Annotated in this window: 17 protein-coding genes; 1 reads left to right on the forward strand and 16 read right to left on the reverse strand. The window is 33.6% G+C overall.

Annotation, left to right across the window (positions count from 1 at the left end; all coding sequences use genetic code 11):
- Positions 1–68 precede the first annotated feature (68 nt).
- Positions 69–812, forward strand: a complete 744-nt coding sequence (locus CPHY_RS16565) for a class I SAM-dependent methyltransferase (RefSeq protein ID WP_012201201.1) — start codon at positions 69–71, stop codon at positions 810–812.
- Positions 813–957: 145 nt separating this feature from the next.
- Here the strand turns inward: CPHY_RS16565 and CPHY_RS16570 are convergent, their stop codons facing one another.
- The 16 genes from CPHY_RS16570 to CPHY_RS16640 form a co-directional block, all read right to left on the reverse strand.
- Positions 958–1,443, reverse strand: a complete 486-nt coding sequence (locus CPHY_RS16570) for a TM2 domain-containing protein (RefSeq protein ID WP_012201202.1) — start codon at positions 1,441–1,443, stop codon at positions 958–960.
- A 90-nt stretch (positions 1,444–1,533) separates the two neighbouring features.
- A complete protein-coding gene (locus CPHY_RS16575) occupies positions 1,534–1,920 on the reverse strand; it encodes a hypothetical protein (RefSeq protein ID WP_012201203.1) in 387 nt (128 codons plus the stop codon).
- Between the two features lie 66 nt (positions 1,921–1,986).
- Complete coding sequence (locus tag CPHY_RS16580; protein ID WP_157668748.1) at positions 1,987–2,994, reverse strand: phosphotransferase enzyme family protein; 1,008 nt, start codon at positions 2,992–2,994, stop codon at positions 1,987–1,989.
- 323 nt (positions 2,995–3,317) lie between these two features.
- The gene (locus tag CPHY_RS16585) at positions 3,318–3,749 is read right to left on the reverse strand and encodes a putative ABC transporter permease (RefSeq protein WP_012201205.1); all 432 of its coding nucleotides are present in this window, start codon (positions 3,747–3,749) and stop codon (positions 3,318–3,320) included.
- A gap of 354 nt (positions 3,750–4,103) precedes the next feature.
- Complete coding sequence (locus CPHY_RS16590; protein WP_012201206.1) at positions 4,104–6,335, reverse strand: cellulase family glycosylhydrolase; 2,232 nt, start codon at positions 6,333–6,335, stop codon at positions 4,104–4,106.
- Between the two features lie 236 nt (positions 6,336–6,571).
- Complete coding sequence (locus CPHY_RS16595; protein WP_012201207.1) at positions 6,572–10,657, reverse strand: hypothetical protein; 4,086 nt, start codon at positions 10,655–10,657, stop codon at positions 6,572–6,574.
- Between the two features lie 247 nt (positions 10,658–10,904).
- On the reverse strand, positions 10,905–11,687 hold the full coding sequence (locus CPHY_RS16600; protein WP_012201208.1) for a GNAT family N-acetyltransferase: 783 nt from the start codon (positions 11,685–11,687) through the stop codon (positions 10,905–10,907).
- A gap of 68 nt (positions 11,688–11,755) precedes the next feature.
- Positions 11,756–12,715 carry an NAD(P)H-dependent glycerol-3-phosphate dehydrogenase gene (locus tag CPHY_RS16605; RefSeq protein WP_012201209.1) on the reverse strand — a complete coding sequence of 320 codons (960 nt, stop codon included), beginning with the start codon at positions 12,713–12,715 and terminating at the stop codon, positions 11,756–11,758.
- Positions 12,716–12,773: 58 nt separating this feature from the next.
- The gene (locus tag CPHY_RS16610; RefSeq protein WP_041703744.1) at positions 12,774–12,992 is read right to left on the reverse strand and encodes a hypothetical protein; all 219 of its coding nucleotides are present in this window, start codon (positions 12,990–12,992) and stop codon (positions 12,774–12,776) included.
- A 420-nt stretch (positions 12,993–13,412) separates the two neighbouring features.
- Complete coding sequence (locus CPHY_RS16615; RefSeq protein ID WP_012201210.1) at positions 13,413–15,602, reverse strand: methyl-accepting chemotaxis protein; 2,190 nt, start codon at positions 15,600–15,602, stop codon at positions 13,413–13,415.
- 221 nt (positions 15,603–15,823) lie between these two features.
- Positions 15,824–16,969 carry a glycosyl hydrolase family 8 gene (locus tag CPHY_RS16620; RefSeq protein ID WP_012201211.1) on the reverse strand — a complete coding sequence of 382 codons (1,146 nt, stop codon included), beginning with the start codon at positions 16,967–16,969 and terminating at the stop codon, positions 15,824–15,826.
- Positions 16,911–17,090 (reverse strand): hypothetical protein, encoded by a 180-nt coding sequence (locus CPHY_RS21995; RefSeq protein WP_198301322.1) that lies wholly within the window; start codon positions 17,088–17,090, stop codon positions 16,911–16,913. Before CPHY_RS21995 ends, CPHY_RS16620 begins: the two co-directional genes overlap by 59 nt.
- A 71-nt stretch (positions 17,091–17,161) precedes the next feature.
- Positions 17,162–18,067, reverse strand: coding sequence for a carbohydrate ABC transporter permease (locus CPHY_RS16625; protein WP_012201212.1), 906 nt, complete (start codon positions 18,065–18,067; stop codon positions 17,162–17,164).
- A gap of 91 nt (positions 18,068–18,158) precedes the next feature.
- Entirely contained in the window at positions 18,159–19,118 is a 960-nt protein-coding gene (locus CPHY_RS16630; protein WP_012201213.1) for an ABC transporter permease, read from the reverse strand.
- Positions 19,081–19,239 (reverse strand): hypothetical protein, encoded by a 159-nt coding sequence (locus CPHY_RS22000; protein WP_198301323.1) that lies wholly within the window; start codon positions 19,237–19,239, stop codon positions 19,081–19,083. The genes CPHY_RS16630 and CPHY_RS22000 overlap by 38 nt, the downstream gene beginning before the upstream one ends.
- Before the next feature lie 55 nt (positions 19,240–19,294).
- Positions 19,295–21,004: an extracellular solute-binding protein gene (locus CPHY_RS16640; RefSeq protein WP_012201214.1), complete on the reverse strand. Its 1,710-nt coding sequence runs from the start codon at positions 21,002–21,004 to the stop codon at positions 19,295–19,297.
- Positions 21,005–21,037 lie beyond the last annotated feature (33 nt).

Below are 21,037 nucleotides of genomic sequence, written 5' to 3' on the forward strand. Positions count from 1 at the left end.
AGTATAATAAGATTTAGCTTTAAATTCCCAATTATTAGTTTTGTTATTTCTTAAAAAGGAGAAAATATATGCATAATGATTCTTCGACAAAATGCTGGAGTGAAGCAGGACTGGAGTGGTGTGAAATTGCTCAAAAGAATGATTTTCGAATGTTCTTTATCATGCCATATACTTTACAACAGCTTGGTAATGTCTCAGGGAAAAGAATTTTAGATCTTGGTTGTGGTGAAGGAGGCTATTCAAGAGAATTAGCGCAGCGAGGAGCTTTGGTAACAGCAATTGATTGCTCCGAATTTTTTATAAATTATTCCACTAATAAAGCTAAGGAACAAGGCTTACATATTACGCACTTTATCCGCAACAGCTGTGACTTATATGATATACAAGACAACTATTTTGACATTGTTCTTTGTTCTATGATGTTAATGGATTGTGAAAACTTAGATGGAACAGTGAATGAAATAGCAAGAGTTTTGAAAAGTGGCGGTAAAGTTTTTGCCAGTGTTCTCCATCCATGCTTTAAAGGAAAAGATATAAATTGGACTGGCGAGGGTAATGAATCAATGGTAGTTTTTGTGAAGAATTATTTTTTCCCAAAGGAGTGGGAAATGCCACCAACCAATGGATTGAAAGGTAATGTTGTATGGAGACATCGAACATTGGAAGAATACGTAAAATTATTTGTCAAAAATAATTTAAGAATTACTGATTTGAACGAACCAATGCCTACCGAGGAACAGATAAAAATGTCACCACGGATTGGATGGCTAACCAAAATACCTATGTTTTTATTCTGGGAACTTGAAAAATAATCTACAGTATCTTTTTGCTATTATGTTCAAAGCTCATTAGGAAGCTGCCAAAACAATAATATTAACAAGAAAAAGCGTGTTTTTCGGTATCTTCCTAGTAAGGAAAAAGGTGAGGTTCAAAGAACCTCACCTTTTTAACTTAATTCTAAACTAAATATTGATCATCAGCATCTTTCATAAAGCCAAAAATAATTCTAAATAAATCGATAAAATAACCAAATCCTAATAATCCACCCGTAAAAAAGTATAATAGAAACATATTATAACGTTTTAAATATAAATAATGAAAACCTACAATTCCCGTAAATAAACAAAGGCATAAGGCTATCCACTGTTTCTTTCGAGGTACTATAATCTTATCGGATGATATATGTATAGTTCTTTGTGACGTTTGGCTTTGAACCATTCTATTATAAGATGTTTGGGTTTGAGATGAATAGTTTTGATATGCTTGATTTTGATGTGCTTGATTTTGATACGCTTGATTTTGATACGCTTGATTTTGATACGCTTGATTTTGATACGCTTGATTTTGTAACGCTTGCTGCTCCTGTTTTTCTCTAAAGCTAGAACCACAATATAAACATTGATTATTCTCTAAACTTGCACCGCAATTTGGACACTTATCCAACCTAATTTCCCCCTAGTAACAATAAATTATATTATATTTGTTGTTACTTTATTTTACCATAAATCAATAATACAAGCAATCGGGACTAACTCAGCATATCAAACAAGCTATTTTTAAAATACCTTCTTCTTTCACAATCGACATATTATTAATTCCATATTCTTTAATTTCCTTACCACTGATTCTATAGCATTTTTCGTATTCACTGCTTACCAGCATACCAATATCATTTTCTATAATTTTTACGCTTACTTGTTTTTCTTGAAATCCCTTCTCAAAGCACTCCGGATGAAATTTTATTAGTGAGGTAAACTCTGAAACATATTCTTCAATAGTTTTTCTATGATAAATTCCATCTTTATATTCGAATAAAATCGCATTTCTTACAAAAAAATCACGAAGTGCTTCTTCCTTCCATTCTTCTACCCTATCAAATGATATTGTATTATAATAATCTTTTATAAAAGTATGTAACATGTCGTATCCCCTTTACATTCTTTATGAAACAATGTATTCTACCCAAACATATTACATGAATATTCTTTATCTCATTATCGATTTTTGATACCAATTTTGGTAAATCTTAATTTGCTCATTAAAATAATTGTCATTATACCAGCAGCAGCCTGCATTTCTCTCCATTACATCGGCATGAAGCCCCATTAGCCATAACTGCCTTAATGCAATAAATGCCTCTAATGATTGAACTTCTTTCATATCAAGTATACGAATCTCTTCATACCCCTCAAGCAATGCTCGCCATTCCTTACCTTCCAAATAGTCACTATTTTGATACGATTCATTCCAAGCATAGACACAGAGATCATAAGACCGGTATCCATACCCCATACAATCAAAATCAAATATTATAGGTGTCATTTCATCAAAAAAGATATTACCACTATGCAAATCACCATGGCAGAATCCGTAATATGGTTCTTTCATCTGTAGTTTATCTTCAATCATCTTTCCAAGCCTTTCACTTGATTCTACTAGAAACTCATAATCCTTCTCACGATGCTTTAGATATGGCCGAATCTGCTCTAGAGGTTTACGAGTTAATGCTACCAAATCTATTGGTTGCCTACTACAAGTATAATGTTTCTCGTCTGCTCTTTGATGCATTTTAGCAATGTTTCTGCCCAGATTTCGAAAACTAGTTTTCTTATCTTCAGAAGGTTCATTCTTGACCTCCCTAAAAAGCACACCATAACGAGTTCCTTCCGGAGCATTGATTTTCCAAAGAAAAGTACCATCCTTTGCTCTAACTGGACGTACAACAGGTAATTCTATATGTAATAAATCGAGAAGAATATCAATCTCTTCCTCATAATCTTTCTCCTCATGCATCCCTGTTTGTGAAAATCGTAAATAGAAACATTCGTTTGTAGTTTTTACACGGTAGATATCATTCATTCCGCTATCAAAAAATTCACATTGTATAGGCTCTAGAACATCATAGCGCTTCGGTAATTCATCCTTTATTGCAGTTGGTGATAACTGAGAATATCGAACTTTAAATACGGAATCCATAGCATTTAATCCTTTCATTATATTAATCTTTTCATATTAATCTTTTCATATTAATCTTTTCATATTAATTTTTCATATTGATTTTTTCATATTGATTTTTTAAAATTGATTTTGTCATATTGATTTTTTCATATTAATCTTTTCCTATTCTACATATCTTCGATATTATCCGATATCAAAAATGTAGATAATCTTACCTTTAAAATACCATAAAATATATTTTATATCCACTTATTACTATTACTCTATGTAAATAAGATTTAAAGTATAGTATAGCGTCTTTCATAAAAAGGGATATATTTTTAATGAGGAGTGATTTGACACTCCTCATTACATAAAGATTAAGATAATTTTCTAAAAATACGATAATGTGGTCTTTCTTCTCCAAATAACCAATATCTTAAGTAATCATCCAATATGATGGCGAAACTAGATAAAATACACCAAATCATAGAAAAAGGTAAGCAAACCTGCCCTAATATTTGAAAAGCTTGATTTGAATAATCCCACACATCTAATTGAAATACTATATTTATTAGTATACCTGAGATTAATTCAACAATAGTTACGATAACTCCTCCAATTAATGCTTGTAACCAAAGAGGAGATCTTGGAAGGAATTTGTCTATCATTCCAATTAATACGAAACAAATTCCACCTACAATACCCATAGTCCAGTGAGTAAAACCACCTCTTGAAATAATTTCGATTAACAGATATAATGTTCCGCCAATAAAAAATAATGTCAAATATTTATTAATCAAAGTTTTCATAACATTCCTCCTAATTATAGTTTCTCCTATGATTAGGTTTCAATGCTGAGAATAACTTCTAAAGACTATAGTATATGGAAAGTTTGATTTTTTATACAATTCTTGAAAATATATGGTGAGCTTTTGTCATAAAAATCTACAGCCTCCCATAAAGCAAATAATTATTAGAAAAAAAACTAGGTTATCCTACACTATAGAAAGCATAAATGATAACCTAGTCTTTTTTGATATTTCTATCATAGTCATTAACTCATACTGAATATCCTATTCATTTTTAACGATACCAGAGATTGAATTAATCTGTTTTATGTAAAAATAATAATGTAAATCCTTAAAAATTATTTGAATACAATTTTAATTTGAACTAACTAAAGTAACATTTGATGGTGGATCAACAGACGGTGTATCATGTGAAGCAATAAAACCAAATGTTATACTTTGCCCTGGATCTAGATTCGTAGCCCATGCTGGTCCCTTCACTGTAATGGTACCCGAATTTTGACTAACCAAATCTGCACTCCACATTTGGTCTATATACCCTTTATAAGTAAATGATACAACAAAATTCTTTAGTGCTGTATTAGAGGTATTGGTTAATGTAATATTCGCCTGTGTATGCTTATCCCAAGTATTCGTTACTTCGTATTTTAATGTAACTGGACCTGTTCCTGGGATTGGAGTAGGAGTTGGTGTTACTGTCGGTGTTATTGTTGGTTTTGGCGTTACTGTTGGTGTCGGCGTTACTGTTGGGGTTATTGTTGGTTTTGGTGTTACGGTTGGTGTTGGCGTCGCTGTTGGTGTTGGTGTCGCCGTTGGTGTTGGTGTAGGGGTTACTGCTGCTGCAGTTCCTGTTATGTTACCATTTGATTTATTAAGATTATATTTTAACTTTTGTCCATCATAAAACTCCATCTCAAATGATATATTTCCATCATAAACAGAACCATCCTTAAAGAAATCAGGCTTAATGGTTAAAATATTGTTCGTATAGTTCGCCACAAAAGTTGCACCATACTCTAAATACATCCACCAGCTTTGATTCGGGCCAACTCGATTAGAACCTATATAAGCTGTAGAACGACGGAGTTTACTTCCGTTAAATTGAACTGGAATATTAATTCCATTGGAAACAGTTCCATTCGCATTTTGAAATACTGGTGCTTTGTATTTCACTAAATACTCATGCCAATCAGCTCCACTTGAAAACTTAAGTACCAAATCAGCTACCGTACCATAATTACTTCCCATTGCATCATAAACCTTCTTCACGTAGGATGATTTTAATGTTAGTGTTGCATTGGATTGGTTATACGTAAAATCGGTACCACTGGTTAATCCTGTAACTCCAACAAAGGTGTTACCGTTTAGAGTAAGCGGGATATTAATATCATTAAATGAGCTGCCGTTTAGGTAAATGGTATCAAGGCCTGTTGCATAAGAGGAACGTCCTGTCATAGATACTTCTAACATCTTTCCAACTATAGGTTTTTTCCAACTATACTTAGAGTCGTTACGATTAATTCCAGATCCGTTATCCCAAAACATAAGGCACATTTTCTTTTGTCTAGCTACATAATTCATATACTCATAATATTTTAATTCTTCGCCTGGTTGATTATTTTCAAAATCAGAGTCATAACCTAAAAGACCAAATTCTCCGATAACAACACCGATTTTTTTTGCTGTAAATGCATTGGAAATGGTATCAAACGCCTTATTTACCGCATCACGAGGAGTGTAATCACCATTTCCCCATAAATCTTCATCAAAGCTTGTCTTACCAAGGTTAGCACTAAATACCCATTCACTATAATAATGAACGGTTGCAATGATATTAGAATCATTCAATTTAGTTATGAAATCAGCTAATGGTACACTATTATCATGGTTCGTATTTAGTGATGGTAAAACAATCATTCTCTTTGCATTTGATCCACCAGAGGCACGAATTATATTGTAAGCCGCTTGGTTAAGCATATCTAATTTATTCTGTGCAGTAACGTTTCCAGAGTTTTGAAAGTTCGGCTCATTTATCGTTTCAAAACATACTTGTAACGGATAATCTTTAAATGCCTTCGCAAGTTGATCCCACATCTGAGTAAATCTTACATATTGCACAGAACTCTTATTTCCATCCCATGAAGATAACCATATCCAGGAATCATGGTGAATGTTTATCATAACGTATAAACCTTCTGCAACTGCATAATCTACTACTTCTTTGTAACGTGCTATCCATGCGCTATCGATAGTGCATACACCATTGCTCTCCGTATATCTACGATATAGGGTCATTGGTATGCGGATACTACTATAGCCTTTTTGTTTGACTGCATGGATTAGCTCTTTTGTAACCTTAGGATTTCCCCAAGCGGTCTCGCCTTGATCTGGTTTTGAAGTATCAGAATCAAAACCATCAAAGGAATTTCCTAAGTTCCAGCCTTCGCCCATTGCCTCAACATACTGTTGAGAGGTAAGACCGTCTGCTGTTACTGCTTGTACTGGCACTCTCCCCCATTGCAACGAAGCTATCATCGTTGCAACTGCCACTAAAACAGCACATCTTTGTTTCAGTTTTCTTTTCATTTGCTATTCCTCCTTATAATTATTTGATAGGACTGTTTGTCCTATATAAAAATAATATACCATTTATTTACAATTTTCAACCTATGATATTATACTTGTTTTGTATTATTTTATACGTTTTTTATAAACGATTTTTTTGCTAAGAGCAAAAAAGAGATAAAGACTATGCTTTTACATAACATAGTCGCTATCTCTTTTCGTCTTTGTACCTAATTTAATGTTGGTTACAATTTTACCTATCTACTCTCTAGCTCAACCATTAACTCAATAATCTGAGTTTCTAATTCATCAATTTTCTTATCTTTTTCTTCTAGCTTCATTTCTAATAATTGTTTCTCTTTATGAAGCTTTTCATCATTGATTGTATCATGTTCTCTTTCTGCAGCATGTTCTTTTACTGCATCATGTTCTTTTCCTACGTCAATTTCTCTTTTTGCCGCATCCATCTTTTTTAACTCTGTGATTTCGGTAGTTAATATTATATATTTTTGTTGAAGTTCCTCATTATTATCAACCAATTGCTGTATCACTTTGGTCTGCTCTTCTATTCTGTCTTTATGTTTCGCTAGATTTATCGTTTGTTCAATAGAGATATCCCGTTGCTTTTCTAATGCAAGCTTAGCTGAGTTCATTATTAAATCTTTCTGGTCTAATGTACTTAACAAAGTATTCTTCTCAGATTCACCCTCGTTTAATTTTTCTTCTAGCTGGCTAATGATTTCTTGTGCTCTCTTCACCTCATTTGAAAGTACTTCTTGGTCAGAAATTAGTCGATCCAATTGCTCCTGCTTTTCCGTAATATCATTCGCTTTTGTTACGTCTTCTTGATTAATCTTACATAATTTTTGCTCTAATTGATAAATCTGCTCTTTTCTTTGACCTAGAAGCTTATCCTTTTCATTTATTAGTAATTCATAATCAAGAACTTTTTGTTCGGATGCTTTTAAGCTATCAATCTCTTTCTCATACTTCTCTTCAAGTAAATTTAACTTATTATTCGCTTGTTCTTGCAACAACTGATTTTCTTCTCTTAAATCTTTATTTTCAAACTCAGATTGATTTAGTTTCTCATTAAGATTAATAAGCTCTTCATTCGTTAACTCTATATGATCCTCTAACTCACTAAGCTTAGATTTTAGGCATTTCTCTTCGTTATTTTGACTCTCAAAAAGTTCTCGTAATTGCTCTTTTTCTAGGAATCCACTCGCTACTTGTTCTTCTAAAAGTTTCTTCTCTTTTTTAGCAGTTTCTATTATCTCTTCTGCCTCAATTGCTACAAGTTTCTTGATTTCTTCAAGTTCCTGAACAGCTTGCTCTATTATTTCATTTTTCTCCTGTTCTGCTTCTTTCTTTTGTTCCTCTAACTCTTGTTCTGCGTTTGCTTTAATTTCTTCCTTCTCTTTTTCTACAAGCTTTTTATATAATTCTAGCTCTTGCGCTGTTTGGAATTTAATATTTTCTTTTTCTTGTTCTGCTAGCTTCTTATATTTTTCCAACTCTTGTGCTGCTTGGAACTTATTATCTTCTTTTTCTTGTTCTGCTAGCTTCTTATATTTTTCCAACTCTTGTTCTACTTGGAACTTATTATATTCTTTTTCTTGTTCTAGTAGCTTCTTATATTCCTCTTGCCCATCTTCTGCTAGCTTTTTATATTCCTCGATCACTCGATCTGCTTCTGATTTTATATCTTCTTTCTCTTTTTCTGTCTGTTTCTTATATGCTTCTAGTTCTGACTCTGAGTTTACTTTGATAGCCTCTTTTTCCTCTTCAGATTGTTTTAATTTCTCAGAAATTTCTGAAACTTCTCCCTCAGATAGCTCTAAGAGTTCTTCTAATTCACGAATTCTTGATTCAAAGTTGGTTTCTTTTTCTCTAGAATTCTCAATCTGTTTTTTCAAATGTTCTTTTTCTTGAACTTCTGCTACTATCTGCTCTTCTAAGAGTTTTTGCCCCTTTCTAGCATTTTCCTGTAATTCTTCTTGTTTAAGAGACACAAGCTTCGCATGTTCCTCGAATTCTTGCTCTGATTGCGCTATTATAGCTTCCTTCTCTTTCTCTGCAAGAGCAATATATTCTTCTAACTCTTGTTCCGCTTTCACTTTAATTTCTTCTTTTTCTTTATTTGCAAGCTTCTTATATTCCTCGATTTCTTGCTCTGCTTGCTTTCTTATATCTTCTTTCTCTTTCTCTGCAAGAGCAATATATTCTTCTAACTCTTGTTCCGCTTTTACTTTTAACTCTACTTTTTCTTGCTTTACAAGTTCCTTATACTCTTCTAATTCTAACTCTGCTTGCTTTCTTATTTCATCTTTTTCTTTCTCTGCAAGAGTCATGTATTCTTCTAACTCTTGTTCCGCTTTTACCTTTATATCTTCTTTATCTTGCATTGCAAGATTTTTATATTCTTCGATCTCTCGCTCTGCTTGCGTTTTTATATCATCTTTTTCTTTCTCTGCAAGAGTCATGTATTCTTCTAACTCTTGTTCCGCTTTTACCTTTATATCTTCTTTATCTTGCATTGCAAGATTTTTATATTCCTCGATCTCTTGCTCTGCTTGCGTTTTTATATCTTCTTTTTCTTTCTCTGCAAGAGTCATATATTCTTCTAACTCTTGCTCCGCTTTTACCCTTAACTCTTCTTTTTCTTGCTTTACAAGGTTCTTATATTCTTCTAGCTCTAGCTCTGCTTTTGATCTTATTTCATCTTTTGCTTTCTCAGCAAAAGAAATATATTCTTCTAATTCTTGTTCCGCTTTTACCTTTATTTTTTCTTTTTCTTGATTCTCCTGCTCTTTCAGTGATAAGATTTCATGCTCAAACTTATCCTCTATCTCTAATTTTTCTTCATTGAATTTCTCTTTTAGAGTTTCTATCTCACTGTAAGCTTGCTTTATAACTGTATCCTTTTCCTCTAGTAGTTTATTGCTTTCTTCAATTGCCTGCTTTAATTTTTCAGATACTTGAACAGCGTCTTCCCCTGATAACTCCAAGAGTTCTTCAAGATCATTAACTTTAGAGGTTAGATTTTCAGCTTCTATTCTTAAACTTTCTAATCGTTTCGTTAATTGCTCTTTCTCATTATTAGAATTATTTAATAAACTTTCAATTTTCTCCTTATCAGTAAATAACTTTTCTTTTTCCATTGATAAGCTATCCTGTTTTTGTGATAGAATATTGAATTCTTCTAACAAAGTTTTTTGCTTTTCATTTAATTCTTCTATAAGATTAGAACATTCCCCAATCTCATGTACTTTTAATAGATTTTCTGAAGAGGCTTTCTCCAGTTCTTGTTTCATATGGTGACTTTGCGTCTTTAACTCTTCCAAAGAATTATTTAATCCTTGATTCTTTCCCGTTTCTTCCTCTAGCCTATTAATTAAATCATTATGTCCTTCGGTAAGAATTTCTTTTTCTTTCTCTAATTCTTGGATATGACTCTTACTTTGTAGTAGTTCCTTCTTTATGTTCTCATGATTATCTACGCTTTGATTTAATTTATTTTGAAGATTTTTTATGTTCTCTAATAATTTGTTATGTTCTAACTCTTTATTTTTTAGCTGCTCCTTTAGCGTTCTGATTTCATTTTTCCCCTGCTCATATTTCGCTTCGGTATCTTTAAATTGCACAGCTAGTTCTTCTTGACTTTTCTTTGCTCTCTCGCACTCAAGTTTTAATTTCTCAATAAGGGCTTTGTTTTGTATTAGCTCTTCCTTTTGCTTTTTTTCTTCATTTTCTAATCCATGAATTAGATCAACCTTATTTTTAACAATAGAAGTCTTTTCCTCAAGTTCTAACTCTAAAATCTTCACATTCTCACTAAGTTTAGATATTTCACCCTCTTTTTCCGTAAAAATAGTTTCGGATTCTTCTAGTAGCTTTGCTAGCTCTTTTATCTGATTTTCATTCGCTTCTAACTTTTCTTTCTCAGCTGATCGTTCCTCTTCAATTGCTTTTAATTTGTCTTCTAATTCATAATAAGCTTTCTGCTTTTCTTTTATTGTACTAGAGAGACTGTCTTTATCAAGACGAAGTATTTTTAGTTTCGACTCATAATCTCCAATATCACTGTTTAATCTTGAAATCTGATCTTCTCTTTCTTTCACATAAGCTTCTACTTCAGTGGTAATCTCATTATACTTTGCAATCTCACTTTGAAAATAAGAAACTTTTTGTAAAAGCTGCTTCATTTCCTGCTCTCGTTTTTCTAAAAGTGCTCTGTTTTCTTTATAACTTTTGCTTAATTCTTCTATCGTTAACAGGCTATTTTCATATCCCTGTTCCATTTCTAACATACGTTGTTTTTCCTGCTTGGACAATAGCATTTCTCGTACTCCCTTTCATCTGCCTCAATTTGATAATTCTACTGAGGTAATTGTAAATAAATCTATCTATAAGATAATTTCAACAAAATATCCAATTTTTAATAAATAACTAGGCTTTATTATACTTGTTTTTGTTAGAAAAATCCATGCTTTCATGGTTTCCTTTTTTTCTCATAAAATTGGTAACAATGCATTGCGAACTTTTTGTAAGAAAAAAGAGATACCGTATTAGGTATCCCCGCCTTCTTTATTCCTTTTTTGTTTGGTTCATTTTATTAACAAATGCCATACTTTTTGCGGTCATTTCAATCCAAGCTGGGCGAAATCCACTACTTATTGCATTACGTACAGACTTTATGTTAGACCATGCAGCACAATAAAACGGTACCTTACCTAGTTGCAATATTTCAAGTGCTAACCGACTTGTTAATGCCGATGCGATACCTTTTCTTCGATACTCTGGAAGTACATCAATTCCAATCTGCCACATCGTATCACAGTCTGCGGAACACCCAGCTAATCCAATAATTTTATCGCCATCATAAGCTGCTACAGCTAAGACATCCAGTTCCTTTCTTTGTTCACATAAGGCATTCGTCCACTCCCCAGTGTAAAGAGACTCAAAATCTTGTTTTTTTAATACTCTTAACTCATATTCACATGGAAGCTCCCTTAAACTATTGACATCAGGCAGAAAATACTCTGCCATGAAACAGATGCGCATATCACTTTTCTGTAGTTCGTCATTTAAGATATGCAGATTTGGTGTTTCAAAACAACGTTCTACCGGATAATTGTCAATGTACTCCTTCACGATATCCTCTATCTCTTTATTGACTGACGCAATTATATTGGAACCATAAGAAACAAGGTTGCAGTAGAATGGAAGCGTTAAATATTTCCTTGCATTCTGATTTAGTTTTGAAGCTACGACCTTATTCTTGATTGATAAAAAATCGGTACTATTACAATTTAAATCATATGCAGATTGCTCCATTGCAATCTGCAAGATATCACTATTGTTTAACATAATATTCCCCCTTCATTTTTTATTACTGCCACCTATCGATCGTCCTAATCTTTTCTAAAAGTCCCTCCCTATTGAAATTCGCTCTTGATAGTTCTTGTAAATAGACCATTCAGAGTTTCCCAAGCATCCTTCCCAAGGTATAAAATCTCGTAAACAGCCATACAAATCGGTAATTCTACTCCGTAGTTTTTCCCAAGACTTACAATCGCTTTCACGGTATAATACCCTTCTGCTAATTTGTCAAACTCTTCTTTCTTAACAAATGCTTCACCATAACGACGATTATGACTATGCATAGAGAAAATAGTAGCTTCATAATCTCCTAAATGACACAATCCATAAGCCGATAATTCATTTCCGCCCATTGCCTTAATTAATCTTGCAATTTCCCTCGTTCCTCTAGACATTAAAGCACCTTTTAATGAAGATAAGCCTAATCCATCCAGCATTCCTGCCGCTATTCCGATAACATTCTTAGCTGCTGCACCAATTTCATTACCAATTAGATCTTGACCGTAGTAAAAGCGAATTAAATCACTCGAAAATGATTCGACCAACATCTTTTTCACCTGTTCGTTCTTACTGTCAATTACCATACAATTTGGAACTCCACGGTAGAATTCCTGCACATGACCAGGTCCAAGCCATACTGCTACTTCATTAGAGAAATCCATATTATCATTCACTATTTGAGTTAATCTTCTTCCGGATGAAATTTCAATTCCTTTCATACATAAGACGATAATTTTATTTTGAAGATGAAGTGAATTTAACTCCTCCATTAGCTTTTGAAGTCCTTGAGAATTTATTGAAATAACAATAATATCCGACTGCTTCACAGAATCTAGCTCATTCGTTAGTTGTATAGATAGAGGTAATTCCAGTAAATCATTTTTTCTCTCACGCATAAACCTTTGCATATGTTCAGAATCTTTGCGACCATATAATGTAACATCTTGTCCAATCTTATCTAAATACCATGTAATTAAAGAACCCCAACGTCCACAACCTATCACTGTAATTTTCATTCCAAAACCTCCAGACATAAACCTATGTTGTCATTTAAAAAAGAAATACTCTGAATATCTAAGGTATCACTTCTAAACAAACAACACCGCATAAACTTCCCTTTCGATACACCGCATATAGCTTATCTGTTTCATTTTCTATTACTCTCTCAAATTTTGTTTTCATCTCGGTAATTGTATTATATAAGGGATAACTATTTGTGTTTGGTAATCGTGTAAGCCTCCAAAAGAATTCTAAATATTTTTCTAACTCATTCGATAATATTTCACATATCATAACCTGCACCACCCATTATTACAAAATGCATATTCATAGATATCTAATCAAATCGGATTCCATATCTATAGTACTTTTAGTAGTCTTCTAGATGTTTCGCTACATAATCCTATTGTTGTAAATTATAACATTTAACACCTTGTCAATCAATTACCCATACCAATCAAAATATATTTTTGAAAAGAGCAATAAAAAATAAAAATAAACAATAGAAAATATACAATAGAAAATAAGCAATAGAAAATATACAAGCGCTCTTCTCGAACTTATCCTTGTCATGAATAATACAGAAATGATTATAATTAGTATTATTAACATTCAGAAAACTATTACGCTAATATATATAATAAATTCTCACCCAAAACTAAAGTATCCTCGGAACCCTTGATTTCATCAAGCATTCCGAGGACAATATGTTCGCTATTCAATTTTAAATAGTCGTATCGCTTGAGTCAGAGAAATTGCCTCTTTCTCAAGTTCTTCTGCTTCTCGCTTTAAAGACTCTACCGCATTTAACTGACTATCTGCGGTCGTAACAAGTTGGACGGAAGCCGCTGCTGTTTCTTCTGATGTTGCAGAGATAGTTTCCAACGCTTCTAGTGTTATGTTCTTCTTATTTGTAATCACTGTAATCCGTTCGCTAATGGATAAAATGCTAGCAACGAGTTTTTCAACTTGATTTCCGATTAACATAAATGTGCCTATCGTATCTTCCATTGCATGTTCTTGTATTTCAAGCATTTTTTCTGCTTGATAAGCACTTTCCATAGTAGAATCCGAGAGGTTTTGAATATAATGAACTATCTTACTTATCTCAGCAGCAGATGCCCTAGATTGTTCTGCTAGTTTTCTTATTTCATCTGCTACCACTGAAAATCCTCTTCCTGCATCTCCAGCCCTCGCTGCTTCAATCGAGGCATTGAGTGATAATAGATTCGTCTGACTCGCTATATCATCGATGGAATTAACAATATTCGATATTGTTTTTGATTCCATTCCAAGTCTTTGTACCTGCTCAATAACCAGTTTAGTTATATCTGCAGTATTTCTTGCATTTTCTCCAAGCTCTTTTACCGTTTCAGTGTTATCAGCCAAAATTAGTTTCGTATCATCGGACACCTTTACCATCTCATTCATACTGTGATGCACGTTCACAATCTGGTCTGCCAAATCATTCATATGTAAATAACACTGTTCAATCTCTCTGGCCTGATCTCCCGTTCCAACTTCAATATCTGATATCGATGTATGAATGCCTTTTGAAGTATCAAATAACACTTGCGATGTTTTCGTTACTTCCTTCGAAGATAAAGTAACTACTTCACCTATTTTTACAGTTTTACGGATAAGGCCTCTCATGTTTTCATTCATCTTGTTAATTGCCATGCCCAGATGCAAAAACTCATCTTTTCTATTTAAATCAATCTGATTTGTTAACTTACCTTCTGCTGTTGCTGCTAATACGTGATTCATTTTCTTAATGACACCTGAAATACTTCTTGCAAATAAAATACCACAGAGACACGCAATCGTACTCGCGCAAATAACTATGATGACTGTTACATACTTAACCGAATCAACTTGCTTTATTACTGCCTCTCTTGGAACTAAAGCACACGCATAAGCACCACTCGTTTCCAACTGAGAATGCAAAACTAAGTAATTTTTCCCCTTATAATCTACATAGGAGTACCCGTGTTGCTCTAAATCTTTCTCAGGTAGAAATAAATTATTTTCTAATAATGATATGTAATTCTCACCTTTTGAAGCAATAATTTCTTTTCCATCACTCGTAATAAATGCAACCATGCTACCTTCTGGTAGATTACTCTCTGTAAGAGTATTCTCAATAAAATCATAAGAAATATCAAGTATCATGATTCCAACTTTCTTACCAGATGGACTTAGGATATATCGAATACAAGAAATCCCGTAATCCTTTGGCTTTTGCACAGCTTCATCGAGCAACTTATGGGAACCAATCCATGCAACTGTTTTACCAGAATCTAAAAATTCTCTAATTTCTCCCTCACCACTAATCGATTGATAAGTTTCAGCGCTATAGATTTCCGCTCCAATAATTGACTTGTGACCATTTCCAAAGAAATATATATTGTTTACATCTTCATCTAAACTAATTACATTTCCAAAGGTTGATGATAATTTCTTTACCAGTTCTAATTCTTCTACAGCATCACTTTGACTGTTACCATAATAATCACGAACTGTATTATTCATGATGTATTCTAATGTTTTTGATTCTTGCTTTTTTAGTCCATAAGAATAATACTTACTCATCATATCAAGTGAATTTAGTGTGGCTTGTTCATAATTCTTTACAATACCTTTTGAAGCTACTAGATAAGAAGTTATCCCTAAAATAATTAGGAAAATCACTGGAATAAAATAAATGACAACCATCTTAAAACCAATACTGATAAAACCTTTTTTTCTATATACATTCTCGTTCTTATTTTTTAACTCAGACTTATTCTTTAACTCAGACGTATTCTTTATTTTCAACTTTATCTCATTTTCTTTGTCTACTTTAAATTTAGTTTCATTCGTATTCCTTTTTAGATCCGTTAATTTATTTTCTTTCTCCTTCATATCCATCTCCACCTCTATGCATGCTCCCTTAAGGCACTATTTTGTTGCAAAAGAAACCTGTGATCTCACCCCGAAGTTTTGATTTACATCCCACTATTTAATTGATATTCTGCAGTTTTATTAATATTTTCTCATTCCACTTTCTTATTTGTATCCTACAAGTTTATTAATATTTTCTTATTCCACTGTTTCAATTGATATCCTATAACTTTATATATCTGTTACATCCACATACGATACTTTCCACTTAAAGCTAAGAGTGCAAACATATACAAGCAATTGTCGTAATATCTTCTATCGCCAGTCCTTAATTCTGTATGATAAAACTTGTCGACACATTCTTTCGCAAAGGGACCATTTGCTGCTAAAGATGCTTGCGCATTGGTAGCGATTATTGCAACAGGGTGTAAAGCCTCGCCCTTGATTATCGTTCCATCTACTTGATAAATACCACTTGCATGCTCTTTTACTGTCTCACAAAAGAATTGCTGTAAATGATTAGCGCATGTTACTTGCCATTCATCAGCTGCAAACCAGAGATAATCAAGACCAATGTTTGCAATGGTTCGATAAGCATCGCTGTAATACCAATCATGGCGTCCAAATATTTCTTGATCTCCACTATGAGCAGTTCCATCGTACTCTGTGTATTCTGCGCAAAGCCCAGTCTTTTCATGACATGCAAGTTTTAGATACGAACGACTCGCTTCCGCTGCCTTTTTAAAGAATTCTCTATCTTCTTCATATGCCCAAAGTGCAAATAACCCGTAAAAGTGTGGTAAATGATACGATGGATCTGTAAAATTGCAATTAGGTATGAATTTTATCAGGTAGTTCGATGGCTCCCACATAGGTTCTCCGATTCCATCCTCTTCTCCTTTATGGATACATTCATGAAGAAGTTCTCTCGCTTGTTTACTATATTCGAAAATTCCATTTCCATCACCCCAGCGGTTGGAAGCAAAGAATAATGCTAAAGCAAAATACTCCTCACCATCCGGTGCTGGTCCATAGGAATTTTTCGTACCATCTGTTTTACATGACCAAGCAAAATAGCCTTTGTTAACACCAGAATCCATAAACATATATGTCTTAGCCCATTTCCATAAGCGATCAAATTCCTCTTTTTTATCTAATTGCAAACACATCATCATTCCATAAGACATTCCTTCTGTTCGAACATCATGATTTCCGGTATCCACGATATATCCTAAATCTTCACCCACAGGATAATATATGCGTTCTTCTGGTAGACCATAGAACAAGGTCTGAAAGCTGTCCTCAACTTTCTTAGTTACGTCCTCTTCTTTATAGCCTAATTCGGTAAACACATTCCGGTAATACCCACTTTTTATTGCACCATTCATCAGCTTCCTCCATCTCACCCAAAGATAAATGTTTCTTCAATGCTTTTATCTTATAATATTTAGCACCTACAATTTTATCTAGTTCTTGTATTCCACTTAATGATCTAATATTCCGTATCATTAACTAATTCCCTAATGATTAATTAATCCTCTTAGTCCCCGTACCATTAATTAAATCCCCTAATAATTGAACTATTCCTTCACCCCGCCAATCGTTAGTCCTGTTACAAAGTATCTTTGTAAAAATGGATACAGACAGACAATCGGCAATGATGTAATGATTGTTGCTGCTGCTCTTATCGAGGCCGGAGTTACTTGATTTGATGCTTGTTTCATAGTCTCTGCATTGGAACTATTGTTTGTAACCGATGATAATAGCTTCATCAATTCATATTGAAGTGTGGTAAATTCCCCTCTCATTCGGTTATATAACATCGTATCAAACCAGGAGTTCCATTGATAAACTGCAATAAATAAAGCAATTGTTGCAAATACAGGTTTACACAAAGGCACGATAATTCTTAAGAATATTGTAAAGTGCCCTGCACCATCAATTTCCGCAGATTCCTGTAAACTATCTGGTAATCCAACCATATAAGTACGTATAACTAGCATATTAAAGGCACTTACCATACCTGGAATAATATAAACCCAGAAACTGTTCGTTAACCCTAAGCTCTTATAAAGCATAAAAGTTGGAATCAGTCCTCCATTCACGTACATCGTTAGAACATATAATAGAGATATTTGCTTTCGGAATATAAAATTTTTACGACTTAATACATAAGACAATAGTGCGGTTACAAATAATTGCACTACCGTTGCTATCACAGTCCTTAAAATTGAAATCTCTGTTGCTGTTAAGAGATTTTGCTTATGTATAATGGTCTGATAATTTTTCCAAGTAAATAACCGTGGCCATAGATAGATACCACCTCTTAAAGCATCAGTTCCATCATTAAAAGAAATTGCTAATGTATTTAGAATAGGGTACAAAGTTATTATTACAAATATTGTTAATATCACGGTATTTACAATTGTAAAAACTTTATCACCCACACTACTTTTCTTTTTTCTTGTCCAAACGAATTTTTTCATCTTTACCCTCATTTCTGCGCTACTTATTGTCTAACTTACAAGACAATGCAAATCAATTACCGCGTGAATATTTTTATCACTTACATCCTTGCTAGAATAAACGTTCTTCACCCGCCATTTTCGCTGCCTTATTCGCTAAAAAGATGATAACAATACTTACTAAGCTCTTGAATATACCTGCTGCAGTACCAATAGAATAATCACCCATACTGATACCATACTTTAAAACATAGATATCAATTGTTTGGGATACGCTTTGAACAAGGCCATTCCCTAATAAGTATTGAACTTCAAATCCTGCATTTAGAACATTTCCAACATTGATTAATAATAAGATAAAAATCGTAGGTTTAATACCTGGTAAAGTGATATGAAAAATCTTTTGCAATCTGCCAGCACCATCAATGGATGCTGCCTCATAAAGGTCAGGATTTATTGAAGTGATCGACGCTAAATAAATAATAGATCCCCATCCTGTCTCCTTCCATACATTTGCAAAACCAACAATAAGCCAAAAGAATTTTGGATAAGCAAGCCAATTGATTGGCTTATTTAAAATATGTAATGCTACTAACGCTTGATTTATAATTCCAGTTTCTAACGACAATACATCTAGCACAATTCCTGTTACAATAATCCAAGATAAAAAATGAGGTAAATAGGAAACTGTCTGTACAAACTTCTTTCCTCTTTTATTTCGAACCTCATTTAATAGGATTGCAAGACCAATAGAAAATACAAAACTTAATACAAGATTGATAACCCCCATACATAACGTATTACGAATTACCCGAATAAACACATCATTTGAAAAAAGTGTTTTAAATTTTGCTAATCCCACGAACTGAGAGTGTAGTAACCCTCCCTTTGGCTTATAATTTTGAAAAGCCATGATCCAACCACCAAGAGGTGCATAATAAAAGACTAGAGCATAGATTACAAATGGAATTGATAAAAGAATCAGTTCCTTCTGTTTTCTTATCTCTCTCCAGCTTATTTTAGGGCCTTTATCATTAATAACATTTTGTTTGCGCTTTTTCGTTACTTCCATTTTGTTCACTCCCATTTGCTGCAATATTGATGATCACTCTCTGATTGCCATAGTTGTCTGTAATACCTATACTAAGAAAAGTTTGATAAAAAAGAGGACGGTTGCCCCCAAACTTGTGCATAAAACCGCCCTCTTTCCACTTAAACAAGTCAGCAAGCTGCCACACCTATCATGAATTATTTGCCTTCTGCAACAGCTATTCTTCTTTCAACTTCAGTTTTTATAGCTTTTAAGTAAGCATCAATATTTACTCTATCGCTGTAAACTTTCATGTAATCCTGCCAAGCAGCTTCAAAGTCTTTCGCCATAACAGCCTTTGGTAAATACTCGTGTTTAACTTCATCCATATTTACCTTTGCCATACCATGATCTGTATCTGAGGTAAATGTATTAGAATAAGACCACATTGGGAACCAAGGTGAATTTTCTCCTGCTGGATTTAACAACTGAACATAGGTTTCTGCACCATATGCCTTTAAGCATTCCTGAACCTCTGGCTTAAGAGCATCAAAGAACTCTCCTGGCTGACTGCCTGGTTCCCATGCATTAATACCATCACGATTCATACCTTCTAATTGTGGGAAATATGAGTATTTACATAAATTAGCTACCTGATAATCCTGACTTACTGCATTATTACGTTGTTCGTCTGTACGATAGAAAACTCCACCGTCGCCAACCATATAATCTTGCCCTTCAATACCCCAGAAACGAAGTGTTAATGCTTCCTGTGATAATAAATCATCCATAAACTTCATTGCACCTTCAACATCTTTACAGCTTACTGTAATTCCTAAACCGTTAGAAACATCGAGAGCACTTGCTGAATGGTAACGATCTTTTGTTCCTTCATTCATAACAATTCCTAATGGTATATAAGTACAATCATCTAAGCCCTGTGTCTTGATTGCATCTTCTGCCTGCTGGAAGTTCCAATGTTGGTCAACCATACCTAATACACGACCGGAAGATAGCTTTGCTATATACTGGTCATAAGACATTGTAAAAGTTTCAGGATCGATAATTTCCTTCTTAAACTCTTCATTAAGTTTTGCAAAGTACTTCTTTGCAGTATCTGTTGTATTATAATCAGAAACCTCTAAAGTTACTGGATCTACTATACAGCAACCATCATTAGGATAACCATCTAAGAAAAATGGTGCATTCTCTAAGCAGAAATATCTCCAGTCATCAGTTAAGATTTCATATCCAATATTTGCAGTTCCATCAGGCATAGTAGGATTTGCTGCAATATATCTTTCTATCAAGTCAAAATACTGATCAAGAGTTGTAATCTTAGGGTAATTATCCCACTTTAATACTCTTGTTTGAATCCAAAATGCTTCGTCATTATGTACACATTCGGTATCTTTTTCATTAATAATACCAAATTGAGGAATGATATACACATGTCCATCCTCTGCTCTAACTTTATTCCACTCTTCCTCTGATAAGTAATTCTTAATATTAGGGTATTTATCCCAATACTGATCAATTGCAATATAGGCACCTGCTTCTAATAACTGAGCATGACCTGTAGAACCGCAAATAAAATCTGGGTATTCACCACCAGCAATTAATGTACCAACTGCTTCTTCTGCTGTCTGACCAGTTAACCAAGTCTCTTTACACTTAGCTCCTGTTAACTCAGCTAATTTCTCCATAGCAACATTATTGTTGTTGATTTCAGTTCCAGGTACTGCGAAAAATGCAGTGAATTCTTTAATTTCTTGCTTATCTGGTGCTTTTGTATTTTCCGGTTTTTTTGTTGCTTCAACTTTAGAATTGTCTACATCTTTCGTATCGTCCACCTTTTTACTGCATCCTGCTGCTAAAGAAGCCATTAGCATTAGTACTAAAAACAGTGACAAAAATCTTTTTTTCATAGCTTATCCTCCCTACTCTTATTGTTTCATCAC

The sequence above is a fragment of the Lachnoclostridium phytofermentans ISDg genome, assembly GCF_000018685.1.
Taxonomy (GTDB): domain Bacteria; phylum Bacillota; class Clostridia; order Lachnospirales; family Lachnospiraceae; genus Lachnoclostridium; species Lachnoclostridium phytofermentans.